Consider the following 12,992-nt stretch of genomic DNA (forward strand, 5'->3'; position numbering starts at 1 on the left):
GCGCGGCATATTCGCCGTGCATCGTGGGGAATTGGCCCGCATCGCCGGCGGGAGTTAGTTGAGGAGTTGGGCGACATCTCGGGCGATCTGCAGGTCCTCGCGCGCCGCGACGACCAGACAGTGCACCGGTGACCCTGGCGCGCTGATGTCCGCATCCCCTTCGGCGGCAGCGTTGTGGACCGCATCGACGCCGAGCCCGAGGAAGCCGAGCCCATCGGCCGCCCCCGCCCGGATCGCCGGAGCGTGCTCCCCCACGCCGCCGGTGAACGCCACGACGTCCAGGCCCGACAGGCTCGCCGCCATGGCGGCGATCCCCGCCCGCAACCGATGCAGATAGACCTCGATCGCCAGACGCGCGGCGGCATCGCCGTCACCCGCCCGTGCGAGTACCTCGCGCATGTCCGGCGTGCCGGCGAGCCCCGCCAGCCCGGATCGGTACTCCAGCCCGTCGTCGAGCGCATCGACATCGACCTCGCCCTGCCGCAGGAGCCACACCAGCAGTCCGGGGTCGACGTCGCCGGACCGGCTCGCCATCACCAACCCCTCCAGCGGAGTGAAACCCATCGTCGTGTCGACGCTCTCCCCGCCCCGGACCGCACAGAGCGACGCGCCCGCACCCAGGTGACAGACGACGGTCCGCAGGTCCTCGACCGGGCGCCCGACCAGATCCGCCACCCGGCGCGAGGCGTACGCATGGGACAGGCCGTGGAACCCGTACCGCCGTACGTCGAAGCCTGAGCACTCCCGCCACGCGGCCGGGAGTGCGTAGGTCGTGGCGGCGGGTGGGAGGGTGGAGTGGAAGGCCGTGTCGAAGCAGGCGACGGACGGGACGTCGGGGAGCAGGCGCGCGATCAGGTCGATACCGGCAAGGGCGGCCGGCTGGTGCAGCGGAGCCAGCGGTACCAGGGCTTGGAGTTGGGTGCGTACGCCGACGTCGATGCGTACGGGCCCGGTGAACAGTCCACCACCGTGCACGACCCGGTGGCCGACCGCGTCGGGGGTGTCCCACCCGTCGAGGACCGACTCCAACTCGCTCGACTGCGAGTCATCGCCCGACACGTCGACCTGATGACTCGCACGTACCCGGTCGCCGTCGAGGAGGGCGAGCTTCAGCGTCGCCGACCCGGCGTTGACGACGAGCACCCGCATCGGAGCTCCAGCGCCTCTCACACCCGCGCCGACGGCCAGCGCCAGTCGCGGATGGCGGGGGCGTCCTCGCCGTACTCACGGGTGTAGATCCGCGCCCTGAGCCGGGCGTCCATCATCTGCTGCCGCAACTCCGCGGCCCGGATCGCCAACCCTGGTACGCGATCGATCACGTCGATGACCAGGTGGTACCGGTCGAGATCGTTCAGCATCACCATGTCGAACGGCGTGGTCGTCGTCCCCTCCTCCTTGTAGCCGCGGACGTGGATGTTGTCGTGGTTCGTCCGACGGTAGGTGAGGCGGTGGATCAGCAGCGGGTAGCCGTGGAACGCGAAGATCACCGGCCGATCTGTCGTGAACAGCGCATCGAACTCCCGGTCGGGGAGTCCGTGTGGATGCTCGCTCGCCGGCTGCAGGCGCATCAGGTCGACGACGTTGACGACGCGGACGGCGAGCGAGGGAAGGTGTTGGCGCAGCAGATCGACGGCGGCGAGCGTTTCCAGGGTGGGTACGTCGCCGGCGCAGGCGAGCACGACGTCGGGGATGCCGCCGCGGTCGTTGCTCGCCCAGTCCCAGATCCCGATCCCCCGGGTGCAGTGCTCCACGGCTTCGTTCATCGACAGCCAGTCGGGTGCGGGATTCTTGCCGGCGACGACGACGTTGATGTAGTTCCGGCTGCGGAGACAGTGGTCGACCGTCGAGAGGAGGGTGTTGGTGTCCGGGGGCAGGTAGACGCGCACGATCTCGGCCTTCTTGTTGACCACGTGGTCGAGGAAGCCCGGGTCCTGGTGGGAGAAGCCGTTGTGGTCCTGCCTCCAGACGTGTGACGACAGCAGGTAGTTGAGCGAGGCGATCGGCCGCCGCCACGGGATCTGCCGGGTGACCTTCAACCATTTCGCGTGCTGGTTGACCATCGAGTCGACGATGTGGATGAACGCCTCGTAGCAGTTGAAGAGCCCGTGTCGGCCGGTCAGCAGATAGCCCTCCAGCCAGCCCTGGCACAGGTGCTCGGACAGCACCTCCATCACCCGGCCGTCGGGGGCCAGGTGGTCATCGCCGGGGACGACCGCGGCCTCCCAGGTGCGGTCGCTCGCCTCGAACACCGCCGACAGCCGGTTCGACGCCGTCTCGTCCGGACCGAACAGCCGGAACGTCGTCGGGTTGTCCCGCAGCACGTCACGCAGCCAGGTGCCGAGCACCTTGGTGGGCGCGTTGTCGACGGCGCCGGGTGAGGGCACGTCCACGCCGTACGCACGAAAGTCCGGCAGCCTGAGGCCCTGCAGCAGAAGGCCGCCGTTGGTATGGGGGTTGGCGCTCATCCGCCGCTCCCCTGTCGGCGGGAGTGCGGCCAGCTCGGCGCGCAGGCCGCCGGCCGCGTCGAACAGCTCCTCCGGCCGGTACCGCCGCATCCACGCCTCGAGCTCGGCGAGGTGCTCGGGGTTCGTGCGTACGTCGGACACGGGTACCTGGTGGGAGCGGAACGTCCCCTCGACCTGGACGCCATCGACCTCGCGGGGACCGGTCCAGCCCTTGGGCGTCCGCAGCACGATCATCGGCCACCGTGGCAGCTCGCGAGGCGCCGCACGCCCGGTCCGGGCGTCGCGCTGGATCGCGACGATCTCCTCATACGCCCGGTCGAGCGTCGCGGCGAGCTGCTGGTGCACCTGCGCGGGGTCGTCACCCGCGACGACGTACGGCTGGTAGCCATGGCCCTCCAGCCGGTGCAGCAGGTCGGCCTCGGGGATCCGCGCGAGCACCGTCGGGTTCGCGATCTTGTAGCCGTTGAGGTGCAGGACCGGCAGGACGGCACCGTCGCGGGCCGGGTCGAGAAACTTGTTGCTGTCCCAACTCGCCGCCAGCGGCCCGGTCTCGGCCTCGCCGTCACCGATCACGCCGCAGACGAGCAGATCGGGATTGTCGAACGCCGCGCCGTACGCATGGACCAGGGAGTACCCCAGCTCGCCACCTTCGTGGATGGAGCCGGGCGTCTCCGGCGCGACATGGCTGGGTATCCCGCCCGGAAACGAGAACTGCCGGAAGAGTCGCCGCAGCCCCTCCAGATCGCGTGACACGTGCGGGTAGACCTCGGAGTAGGTCCCCTCGAGGTAGGCGTTCGCGACCAGTCCGGGTCCGCCGTGCCCTGGTCCTGTGACGTACATCGCCGACACGTCGTGGGACCGGATCAGCCGGTTCAGGTGGACGTAGACCAGGTTGAGCCCCGGTGTCGTACCCCAATGGCCGAGCAGCCGAGGTTTGACGTGCTCCGGACGTAGCGGTTCACGCAGCAACGGGTTGTCGAGCAGGTAGATCTGACCGACCGACAGGTAGTTCGCCGCACGCCAGTAGGCGTCGAGGAGTTCCCGCTCGGACGGCGGAAGGACGTTTGGCGATTCGGCGGTGCGAGCGCTCAACACGGACCTCCCGGTCGGGGTCACCCTCGATTCAGGTTCAGGTTCCCCGCTGTCGTGCCCACGAAACGGTCCCGAACCGGCGGTTCGCCGTACTTGGTCGGGCAACCTCGGACGGCCGCGTTGACGCGCCACCCGGGCACGGGTTTCACTCAGGGTGGCCCATCAGGAGGTCGCCGTCATGAGTCGCCTTACCCGGTTGGGACCTGCGGTCGTCGCGGGCCTCTGCATGCTCGTCGCGACGCTTCACCTGCCGGCCGCCTCAGCCGTCCCACCACCCCCACCCGAAACCGCGACCGACGCCGCGACCGACGTCGCGTCGTCGCGCACCTGCACAGGCTCGCCGTCCCCTGGGCGGGACTGGAAGCTGACGTGGCACGACGAGTTCGCCACGTCGCGGCTCGACCGCTCCAAGTGGAACACCGTCATGGACTTTCCGGGCCGGGCCGGCGGGCACTACCACAACAGTTCGTACGGAAGTTACGCCCTCGACGAGAACATCGTCCTGCGCAACGGTCGCCTCCACCTGATCGCGAACGACGAACCGGTCGTGGGCGACGACCCGCCCGGCACGTACGCCTACTCCGAGGGATTCATGTCCTCCCATGACTTGTTCTACCAGGCGTACGGCCACTGGGAGATCTGCGCGAAGTATCCAGCCGGCCGCGGCCTGTGGCCGGCGTTCTGGCTGGTGCCGCAGGACCGCAGCTGGCCGCCGGAGTTCGACATCGCGGAGTGGTTCGGCGGCAACGAAGGGCTGCACCAGGGCATCGCCACCGGCCAGTGGCCCGACGTCGACTGGCACAGTCAGTGGACCTACAGCCCGGCACCGACGACCGGTTGGCACACGTACGCCCTGCAGTGGGAGCCCGGGCGCGCGGTGTTCTTCGTCGACGGCGCTCCGACCGCCGTGTTCGAGGGTTCGTTCGTTCCCGACAAGCCGATGTACGTCATCCTCAACAGCGGGGTCTGGGTCAACGACGACCGCGGCGGGCCACCGGACGCGGGCACCGTCTTCCCGAACGCCTTCGAGGTCGACTACGTACGCGTCTACCAGCGCCGCTGACGCCTGGGCCGGCTCCGCACAGCAGTGAGAGGCCCAGCCGATTCCGGGGCCCGCTTCAGCACATGGACTACCCACGCCTGGTAGCAGTCCTTGATGTCCGTACGCCGGACACGTCACGTCGTCGCCGACCCGTGGACGTGCACGGGTCTCGTCAGCGGTAGCCCGTGACGTCGGCCGGCCTGCCTGCATCCTGTACCTCATCCAGGTAGCGCCAGGCGTCGGGGCAACTGCCGTCGGTGTCGGTGAATCCGTAGACCTTCGCAAGGCCGCCGGATGAGACCGACTGTCCGCTCCATCGGGCACGCTCGGGGTCCGAGGCGACTGCGGCGACGGCGCGCCCGACGAAACGCGGGGTCTCGGAGATCGCGAAATGCGGCACCTGTTCCAGAGCATCGCGCCAGGTCGCCTCGGTGACCCCGAAGTGGTCGAGCATGTTCTCCGAACGCAGCCAGCCGGGCGTGACAGCGAGCGCGGTAGCGTCGTGTGGGGCAAGGTCCTTCGCATGCGCCCACGCCATCCGCTGCACAGAGACCTTGGCGAGGTCGTAGAACGGGGAATTGCGGTAGTTCCGCGCGTTGTAGTCGGCGGTCCCGTCGGTCACCTCGACGAGAAGTCCGCCTGGGCGCTCGATGAGCAGCGGCAAGGTGAAGTGTGCCGTGATGAGGTGCGTGTCGACACCGAGCCTCAGCAGCCTCAGGCCGTTCTCGAGGTCGTGCTCCCAGACCGGGGTGTTCCACTCGAAGAGATGTTCCCCGCCCCAGATGTCGTTGACCACGATGTCGAGCCGGCCGTGCTCGGAGCGGATGCGCGTGACCAGGTGCTGCACCTGCTCGGGTACGAGGTGGTCGACGCGTACGGCGATGCCGGTCCCGCCGGCACTGGAGACGAGATCGGCGGTCTCCTCGATGGTCTCCGGTCGCGCGTACTCCGACTGGTGCTCTCGCGTCGTCCGGCCGGTCACGTAGACGGTCGCCCCGGCGGCTCCCAGCTCGACGGCGATCCCGCGGCCGGCTCCGCGCGTACCGCCCGCGACGAGCGCAACCTTGCCCCCCAGTGTCTGCGTGGTCATGTTCACACCCTCCGAGTTAATAAACGGACGTTCATTTATACTTGGAATTGTGCCACGACCCAAGACCCTCACCGACACGCAGATCCTCGATTCTGCGCTCGCGGTGACCAGGCGTACCGGTGTCGAGCGACTGACGTTCACGGCCGTGGCCAGCTCGTGCGGATTGTCCGCCGCGACCCTGGTCCAACGGTTCGGCACAGTGGTGAACCTGCGCCGTCGGACGCTTCACCATGCGTGGGACCAGCTCGAGGCCAGGACTGTCGCGCTGGGCAAGGAGATCGAGAACACACCAGCAGGCGCGGTGGACCTTCTCGTCGGACTGTCGGCCCGCTACGACACCGACATCGAGGAGTTCGCTGAGGGACTCCTCCTGTTGCGCGAGGACCTGCGAGATCCCGAGCTGCGGCAGCGCGGAGCCAGGTGGAGGCAGCTCCTGGTGGAGGTCCTCAGTGCCTGCTTCACCGAGGCTCCCGACGCGGCGGCAGATGCCGCGGACCTGCTCCTCACACATTGGCAGGGCGCCGTCCTGTGGTGGGCGTTCGCACCTGAGCAGGACCTGCGCGCGTACCTCCACGACCGGCTGACACGTCTCACGGAGTCCTGGAGTCCATGAACGCGACAGCCCCGGGCTGAGCCGGGCAGATGCCGTGCCAGATCTTCACCCGCGACGTTCGGGGCCTCGCCCCGCCGACGGTGGCGGCCGACGCTCAGAGCGCCTTCGTTAGATCGACCAACCGGTCGGCCAGCACGGACACGAGGTGGTCGAGCCATACCTCACCACGGTCGGCGGTGGCGTGGGCCGGCTGGTCGGTGTAGCCGTCCTGCTCGTGCCAGGATGCCTGCCGATGGATCTCCAGGCCGGTGACCTGGGGAATCTCCGGGACCGCCGACCGCTCAGTCCGGTCGACCACCAACTCCGGCGCGACGGCGAGGACGAGGGACGTCTCGAAGCCACCCGCGTGCCCAGGTAGCGGTGTGTCACCACCGCCCACTCCGGCGAGGTCGGCACCGACGGCGGCGTCCCAGTAGTCGGTGTAGGCCACGGCAACCGGGTTACGCACGGATGCCGCCGCCGCCGCTGCCGAGCAGATCCCCCGGTTGCCGCCGTGTCCGTTGAGGAGGACGAGCCGCCGCCCACCACATTCGGCGACGGAGCGGGCGAGGTCGAGCAAGATCGCGAGCAACGTCTCGGGACGCAGCGACAGCGTGCCCCCGAATGGTAGGTGGTGGTCCGATGCGCCGAAGGCAAGTGTGGGTGCCAGAACGAGCTTCCGCGGCGCGGACTCCGCAGCGAGTGACACCGCGCGTTCGGCGGCGGTCGTGGCCAACAACGCATCGGTCCCGGTGGCGAGATGGCGCCCATGTTGCTCGATTGCGCCCACCGGCAGGACGACCAGCGCCTCGGGGAGCAGCTCGGAGAGCCGCTCACGGGTCAGCTCCGCCCATCGCAGCACGCTCATGGTTCCCACACCCCTCACAGACTCACGCTCGCTCAGTAGCCGGAACCGTCGCCGTCAGAGCCATCGCCCTCGTCAGAGTCGCCGTCGTTCCCGTCGCCGCCGTCCCCCCTCCGATCGCCGTCTCCACCGCTGTCGCCCGAGAAATCCTGGTTGAACAACGTGGTGAGCGGACCGTCGAACGGAAGGTCGCCGTCCTGGAACCCCTTGGTCAGATCCTTGTTCAGGCGGGACAACTCCTGCTCCACCCCTCTGTCGTCACCCTCGGCGTATGCCTGGAGGGCGTCGTCGATGCTGTCGCGCAGGTCGTCCGCGACGTCCTCCTCGATCAGGTCCTCGGCTTCCAGCGTCGCAAGGGTCGAGTCGAGCTGCTGGAGCCACTGCGGCGATCCGTACTCCGGATTGGCGGGAACGTCCTCGGCGGTGCCCGGCGTCTCGGGCGACGGAGTGTTGGAGGGCACGGTCTGCTTCGGCGTGGTCTTCGGAGCCGGCGCGTTCGCGGTCGGGTCCTCCTGAGTACGCAGGTACTGGACGGACCAGGCCAAGGCGGCCACCGCGAGCGCGACAGCCAGCACCAGGAGAGCGGTACGCAGTCTCCGCCGGCCCCGACGTGGACCACCACCGGAACCGCGTTCGGGAGGGCGCTGAGGGTCGTCGATCCGGAACTGTCGCGTCGATCCGGTGCCGGAACCGCTCGCTGCCGCGCTCGCGGCGTCCGATCCCCACGCGGACGTCGACGGTGCCGGCCTCACCGTGCCGCGTTGACCCACCGTCGGTCCGGCCGACGCCTCCGGTGGTGTGGACGGTTGGGACGTCGCTGCTGGATCGGGCATCAGCAGGGCGGGCGTCACCATCGTGGGTGCGGCGGCCGCAGCCTCCGCGTCGACCTGGGTACCTGCTCGCACAGCCTGCGCCGTGCCCGCCAGCGCGGTCCGCACGGTCGCGGCGTCGGCGGGCCGGTTTGCCGGATCCTTGGCGAGCAGGCTGAGGATGAGTGCCTCGAGGTCGGCAGGTACGTCGGGACGGAGCCGGGTAACCGGTTCGGGCTCGGTGTAGAGGTGGGAGTACATCACCTCGGTCGGTCCGCCGACGAACGGCGTGCGACCGGCGAGCAGCTGGTAGAGGACGCAACCCAGGGCGTAGAGGTCGGTGCGGGCGTCGGCGTCGGTCCCACGCGCCTGTTCCGGTGCGATGTAGGCAGCGGTCCCCACGATGGTGCCGGTCCGGGTCAGCCTGGTCGATGCCTCGTTGAGCACGCGGGCGATCCCGAAGTCGACGACCTTGAGCGTGCCCTCCCGGGTGCGTACCAGGTTGCTCGGTTTGACGTCGCGGTGCACGACTCCCGCCGCATGGGCGGCCATCAGGCCGGCGGCGGCCTGCGCGCCGAGGTCGCGGACGTCGGCAATCGGAAGGGGCCCGTTGTCGGCCAGCTCCTCGGCGAGGGTCTTGCCTTCGAGCAGCTCCATGACGAGGTAGGAGGAGCCGAGCCAGTCGCCGACGTCGAAGATGGCGACGACGTTGGGGTGGCTGAGCTGGGCGGCCGAGCGCGCCTCCCGGACGAAGCGCTTCTTGTCCGCCGCGTCGGTGAGTCCGGCGCGGAGCAGCTTCACGGCGACCGGCCGGCCGAGGGTCGTGTCGAAGGCGCGCCACACCTCCCCCATGCCCCCGCGGCTGAGCAGTTCGTCGAGTCGGTAGCGACCGACCGACGTGCCCACCATCGCCGACTCCAGGTTCACAACATCCTCCGTCGCACCCTTGATGACCGGCTGCTCACAGGCGCCGCCACCGGAACCTACCGCCCTGTGGCGCTCCAGCCGGCCTGCTGCGTCGGCCCGCATCACCGAGCTCTCCTGCACCGCGACGGCGTGCGCGGCGATGCAGGCAGCAGCGTACGCAGCACACCCCCCAGGCCGCCAACAGCCGACCGCCGCTGCCGCGGGAGGCGGTCATGCGCATCGCGATCGCCGTCACGTCCCCGATACGACGTCGGGCGGTTCCCGGAACGTGCGTGCGCTGGCCGAAATCGGCCAGGACGCCTCGTGTGAGCCTTGGGCCGGGATTGCAGCGGGCGTGCCGGGCGCCGGATCGCGTGGTGGAGCGGCGACCGGTAGTCATGAACGAATGACCACATGCGTTCATCTGGTCAAACTCTCACGAGGAGGCTGCGTCGAGGCGGGCGACCAGCTCGACGCGGGCGAGACCCTCGTCACGACCGCTCGGATCGCCGCCGTTCGATCCGCTCGACGACCTGTACTTCGAGCGGGTCCTCGAGGTGGTTTTCAGGCCCGGAGGGTAGCTCCCGCATCGTCCGCAGCGGCGAGAGCAGCACCGGCAGGAAGGCGAGGCTGCCGCCCACCGCACCGATCACCAGTGTCGTCCGCGCACCCACCGCGCTGCCGAGTACGCCACCGAGGATCCCGCCGATCGGTTGTGTACCCCAGACGAGGAAGCGCATGGTGGCGTTCATCCGGCCGAGGAGATGATCCGGGGTGACGGCCTGGCGGAAGCTCACCTGGGTGACGTTGTAGACCACGACACCCACCGCGAAGACGGCGCCACCCGCCGCCGCGAGCCAGATCCGCCATCCCGGCTCGGCGAGCGGAAGGAGAAGTGCGAACGGCGCCGTACAGCACACCGACAGCCAGATCGCCGGACCCTGGCCGACCCACGCCGCGAACCGTCGCGCGACGAGGGCACCCACCACCCCTCCGATCCCAGCGACACTCAGGACCAGACCGATCACGCCGGCCCCGAGGCCCAGGTCCCGGCGTAGGAAGAAGATCACCATCGCACCCGTCGCGGCACTGCACAGGTTGGCCGTACTCGTGCATGCCGCGATCGACCGGAGCAGCCGGTGTCCCAGCACGAACCGCAGACCTTCACCGATGTCGCGCACCAGATGGGTGTCGGGCCGGCGTGGTCGCTCTTCACGTTTGGTGATGCGTACGACGAACACCGCCGACAACGCCAGGGCGACCGCATCGGCGAGCAACGCCACCGGCGCCGTGACCACCTGGATCAGGGATCCCGCCGCACCCGGGCCGCCCACATGGGAGAGAGCCCGGACGGACTCGAGCCGCGAGTTCCCCTCTACCAGGTTGGCCCGACCGACGAGGTGCGGCAGATAGCTCTGGTACGCCACGTCGAAGAAGACAGTGAGGATCCCGTGCAGGAGCGCGACGGCGTAGAGCTGCCAGAGCGTGAGCATGCCCGCCCACCACGCCGCGGGAACCGTCGCCAGCAGGAGCGCGCGGCCCACGTCGCCGGCGATGAGGACGCGCCGCCGCCGCATCCGGTCGACCCATGCGCCGGCGGGTAGTCCGACGAGCAGGAACGCCGCGGTCGTGAGCGCGGTCAGGATGCCGACCTCGAACTCGTTCACCTCCAACGTCTCCACCGCCACGAGCGGGAGCGCCAGGAAGCTGACCTGGTACCCGAACTGGCTCACCGTCGTCGCGGCGAACAACCGGCGGAAGTCGCGGTCGAGCAACAGGCCGAGCCGGGAGCGATCTCGTGACATGGACGTGATCGTGGCGGACTGATTGGGATTCGTCAATCAGTTACGTCCTATCCTGACCGCCATGACCGTCCGGCGACGTCCCGCGACCGAAGCGGAAGCCCGCGCGCTGGCCTCGGCGATCCGGCTGCGGATCCTGCGCCTCTGCCTCGACCGGGCACTCACCAACAAGCAGATCGCCGAACGACTGGGAGCCAACCCGGCGACCACGCTGCATCACGTGCGCACCCTCGTCGCGACCGGCTTCCTCGACGCGCAGGAGGCCCGGCGCGGCACCCGAGGCGCCCGCGAGGTGCCCTACCTCGCCACCGGCAAGTCGTGGACGCTCGACGTCAGCGAGCTGCCAGGACCCGCACGAGGCCTGCAGGCCATGATCGACGCCTTCCTGAGCGAGGTCGAGGGAGCCCTGGCCGAACGCCCGGACCAGATCAGGGCGAGCCGACTCGGCCTGCGCCTGACCGCGAAGGAACGCGACGAGTTCGACACCCGCCTCAACGCCCTGCTCGAGGAGTTCAAGGCGCGCCAACCCGGACGCAACGCTCGGGCGTACTCCCTCTTCTACGCCCTGCATCCCGACCTCACGCGGGACTCCTGACTCGCGCTACAGCTCCACCAGGTCGAGGAGGACGGCGAGTTCCTGCGAGGTGAGGGGCCGCATGCTTCCCGCACGCAGGTCGCCGAGCTTGACCGGTCCGATCGACGTACGCACCAAGCGCCGGACGGGATGCCCCACCTCGGCGAGCATCCGCCGCACGATGTGCTTACGCCCCTCGTGGAGCACCAGCTCGACCATCGCCCGGCCCTCGACGCGCTGGACGATCCGGAACGCGTCCGCGCGTGCGACACCGTCCTCGAGCTCGACGCCCTCGCGCAGCTGGCGACCCACCCTGGCCGCCACAGGTCCAGGTACCTCCGCGAGATAGGTCTTCTCCACCCCGTGCGACGGGTGAGCCAGCCGGTGCGCAAACTCCCCATCGTTGACCAGCAGCAACAGGCCCTCGGTGTCGGTGTCGAGCCGGCCGACGTGGAAGAGCCGCTCCTTCTGGTCTCGAACCAGGTCACCCAGGCAGCGGCGACCTTCCGGATCGCTCATCGTGCTCACCACACCGCGCGGCTTGTTGAGTGCGAGATAGACCTTGCCGACATCGACGACGACCCGCTCGCCATCCACTCGCAGGACGTCGTGCTCGGGGTCGACCCGGGTGCCGAGCGTGGTCACCACGGCATCGTTGACCTTCACCCGGCCCGCGGTGATGAGGTCTTCGGCCGCGCGGCGGCTGGCGACACCCGCCTGCGCGAGGACCTTCTGCAGGCGTACACCCTCGCGCTCGGTAGCGCCCTCGCGCTCGGTCGCGGTCGGCTCAGTCATCCTCGGTCCGGTGGGGAAGCTCGGTCGCCTGGTGGGGAAGGTCGGTCGCCTGGTGGGGAAGGTCGGTCGCCTGGTGGGGAAGGTCGGTCGCCTGGTGGGGAAGCTCGGTCGCCTCGGCGACGTCGGGCGCCTCCGGCTGCTCGGACAGGGGAAGTTCCGGCTCGGGCTGCGCCGATTCGCCGGTGGGCGGAGAGGTCGGCGACTCTCCCATCGCGGAAGACGCCTGCTCGGGGTCCATCTCGTCGACGTCGGGAAGATACGGGGCCAGACTCGGGAGCTCGTCGAGCGAACCGAGCCCGAGTCGCTCGAGGAAGTACGACGTGGTGCGGTACAGCGTCGCCCCGCTCTCTCCGTCGGCACCGGCCCCCTCGATCAGACCACGGGTCAGCAGGGTACGGACGACGCCGTCACAGTTGACGCCACGGATCGCCGACACGCGACTCCGGCTCACCGGCTGCCGGTAGGCGATCACCGCCAAGGTCTCCAGCGCAGCCTGGGTGAGTCGCGCCTGCTGGCCGTCGAGGACGAAGCGCTCGACGACATCGGCGTACTCCTCGCGGGTGTAGAGACGCCACCCACCCGCCACCTCGCGGAGGTCGAACCCGCGTCCCTCCTTGGTGTAGGAGTCGGAGAGGGCACGCAGCGCCTCCTCGATCTCGGGGCGAGGGCGGGAGAGCACCTGCGCCAGCGTGACCGCCGGCAGCGGCTCATCGACGATCAGCAGGATCGCCTCGATCGGTCCGTACAGGTCACCAGGGACACTGACATCCAGCGTCTGGTCGGTGGGTCCACCATGCTCCTGGTCCACGGGCTCCTGGTCCAGCGGCTCCCTGCCGACTGACTGCTCGCCCACAGGGTGTGGTTCGGTCGGCGACGGTTCGTGCTCGACCGAGTGGGGGTCATCTCGTCCCGGATCGCGAGCTTCCTCTGACACGTCCCCCTCGTACTCGCTCGTCACCG

Annotated in this window: 11 protein-coding genes; 3 read left to right on the forward strand and 8 right to left on the reverse strand. The window is 69.4% G+C overall.

The window, feature by feature from the left end; translation table 11 throughout:
- Positions 1 to 54: 54 nt before the first annotated feature.
- Both ABN028_RS30000 and ABN028_RS30005 read right to left on the reverse strand, forming a co-directional pair.
- Positions 55 to 1,149, reverse strand: a complete 1,095-nt coding sequence (locus ABN028_RS30000; RefSeq protein WP_349698930.1) for an acetate/propionate family kinase — start codon at positions 1,147 to 1,149, stop codon at positions 55 to 57.
- A 17-nt stretch (positions 1,150 to 1,166) separates the two neighbouring features.
- On the reverse strand, positions 1,167 to 3,557 hold the full coding sequence (locus ABN028_RS30005) for a phosphoketolase family protein (RefSeq protein ID WP_349332098.1): 2,391 nt from the start codon (positions 3,555 to 3,557) through the stop codon (positions 1,167 to 1,169).
- Positions 3,558 to 3,735: 178 nt separating this feature from the next.
- On the opposite strand from ABN028_RS30005, the gene ABN028_RS30010 reads away from it, so the two are divergent.
- Positions 3,736 to 4,620, forward strand: a complete 885-nt coding sequence (locus ABN028_RS30010) for a glycoside hydrolase family 16 protein (protein ID WP_349332097.1) — start codon at positions 3,736 to 3,738, stop codon at positions 4,618 to 4,620.
- A 151-nt stretch (positions 4,621 to 4,771) separates the two neighbouring features.
- Here ABN028_RS30010 and ABN028_RS30015 read toward each other — a convergent pair whose 3' ends face one another.
- The gene (locus ABN028_RS30015) at positions 4,772 to 5,689 is read right to left on the reverse strand and encodes an SDR family oxidoreductase (RefSeq protein ID WP_349698931.1); all 918 of its coding nucleotides are present in this window, start codon (positions 5,687 to 5,689) and stop codon (positions 4,772 to 4,774) included.
- Positions 5,690 to 5,738: 49 nt separating this feature from the next.
- Between ABN028_RS30015 and ABN028_RS30020 the strand changes: the two genes are divergently transcribed.
- Positions 5,739 to 6,302, forward strand: coding sequence for a TetR/AcrR family transcriptional regulator (locus ABN028_RS30020; RefSeq protein ID WP_349332095.1), 564 nt, complete (start codon positions 5,739 to 5,741; stop codon positions 6,300 to 6,302).
- A gap of 94 nt (positions 6,303 to 6,396) precedes the next feature.
- Here ABN028_RS30020 and ABN028_RS30025 read toward each other — a convergent pair whose 3' ends face one another.
- The 3 genes from ABN028_RS30025 to ABN028_RS30035 all read right to left on the reverse strand — a co-directional run bounded on the left by ABN028_RS30025 (position 6,397) and on the right by ABN028_RS30035 (position 10,666).
- Entirely contained in the window at positions 6,397 to 7,149 is a 753-nt protein-coding gene (locus ABN028_RS30025) for a creatininase family protein (protein ID WP_349332094.1), read from the reverse strand.
- A gap of 32 nt (positions 7,150 to 7,181) precedes the next feature.
- Entirely contained in the window at positions 7,182 to 8,984 is a 1,803-nt protein-coding gene (locus tag ABN028_RS30030) for a serine/threonine-protein kinase (RefSeq protein ID WP_349698932.1), read from the reverse strand.
- Positions 8,985 to 9,352: 368 nt separating this feature from the next.
- On the reverse strand, positions 9,353 to 10,666 hold the full coding sequence (locus ABN028_RS30035; protein ID WP_349698933.1) for an MFS transporter: 1,314 nt from the start codon (positions 10,664 to 10,666) through the stop codon (positions 9,353 to 9,355).
- A gap of 61 nt (positions 10,667 to 10,727) precedes the next feature.
- Between ABN028_RS30035 and ABN028_RS30040 the strand changes: the two genes are divergently transcribed.
- On the forward strand, positions 10,728 to 11,258 hold the full coding sequence (locus ABN028_RS30040; RefSeq protein ID WP_349332091.1) for a helix-turn-helix domain-containing protein: 531 nt from the start codon (positions 10,728 to 10,730) through the stop codon (positions 11,256 to 11,258).
- Positions 11,259 to 11,264: 6 nt separating this feature from the next.
- On the opposite strand, the gene ABN028_RS30045 is transcribed toward ABN028_RS30040, so the two are convergent.
- Complete coding sequence (locus ABN028_RS30045) at positions 11,265 to 12,032, reverse strand: pseudouridine synthase (RefSeq protein WP_349332090.1); 768 nt, start codon at positions 12,030 to 12,032, stop codon at positions 11,265 to 11,267.
- On the reverse strand, positions 12,025 to 12,990 hold the full coding sequence (gene scpB / locus ABN028_RS30050) for an SMC-Scp complex subunit ScpB (protein ID WP_349698934.1): 966 nt from the start codon (positions 12,988 to 12,990) through the stop codon (positions 12,025 to 12,027). Before scpB ends, ABN028_RS30045 begins: the two co-directional genes overlap by 8 nt.
- Positions 12,991 to 12,992: the final 2 nt, after the last annotated feature.

The sequence above is a fragment of the Actinopolymorpha sp. B17G11 genome (assembly GCF_040196095.1).
Taxonomy (GTDB): Bacteria; Actinomycetota; Actinomycetes; order Propionibacteriales; family Actinopolymorphaceae; genus Thermasporomyces.

Excerpts from the sequence above, each read along its gene's own strand:
- ABN028_RS30035 (WP_349698933.1), bottom strand. The coding sequence starts at position 10,666 with ATGTCACGAGATCGCTCCCGGCTCGGCCTGTTGCTCGACCGCGACTTC.
- ABN028_RS30015 (WP_349698931.1), bottom strand. The coding sequence starts at position 5,689 with ATGACCACGCAGACACTGGGGGGCAAGGTTGCGCTCGTCGCGGGCGGT.
- ABN028_RS30030 (WP_349698932.1), bottom strand. The coding sequence starts at position 8,984 with ATGCGGGCCGACGCAGCAGGCCGGCTGGAGCGCCACAGGGCGGTAGGT.
- ABN028_RS30000 (WP_349698930.1), bottom strand. The coding sequence starts at position 1,149 with ATGCGGGTGCTCGTCGTCAACGCCGGGTCGGCGACGCTGAAGCTCGCC.
- ABN028_RS30025 (WP_349332094.1), bottom strand. The coding sequence starts at position 7,149 with ATGAGCGTGCTGCGATGGGCGGAGCTGACCCGTGAGCGGCTCTCCGAG.
- ABN028_RS30040 (WP_349332091.1), top strand. The coding sequence starts at position 10,728 with ATGACCGTCCGGCGACGTCCCGCGACCGAAGCGGAAGCCCGCGCGCTG.
- ABN028_RS30010 (WP_349332097.1), top strand. The coding sequence starts at position 3,736 with ATGAGTCGCCTTACCCGGTTGGGACCTGCGGTCGTCGCGGGCCTCTGC.
- ABN028_RS30045 (WP_349332090.1), bottom strand. The coding sequence starts at position 12,032 with ATGACTGAGCCGACCGCGACCGAGCGCGAGGGCGCTACCGAGCGCGAG.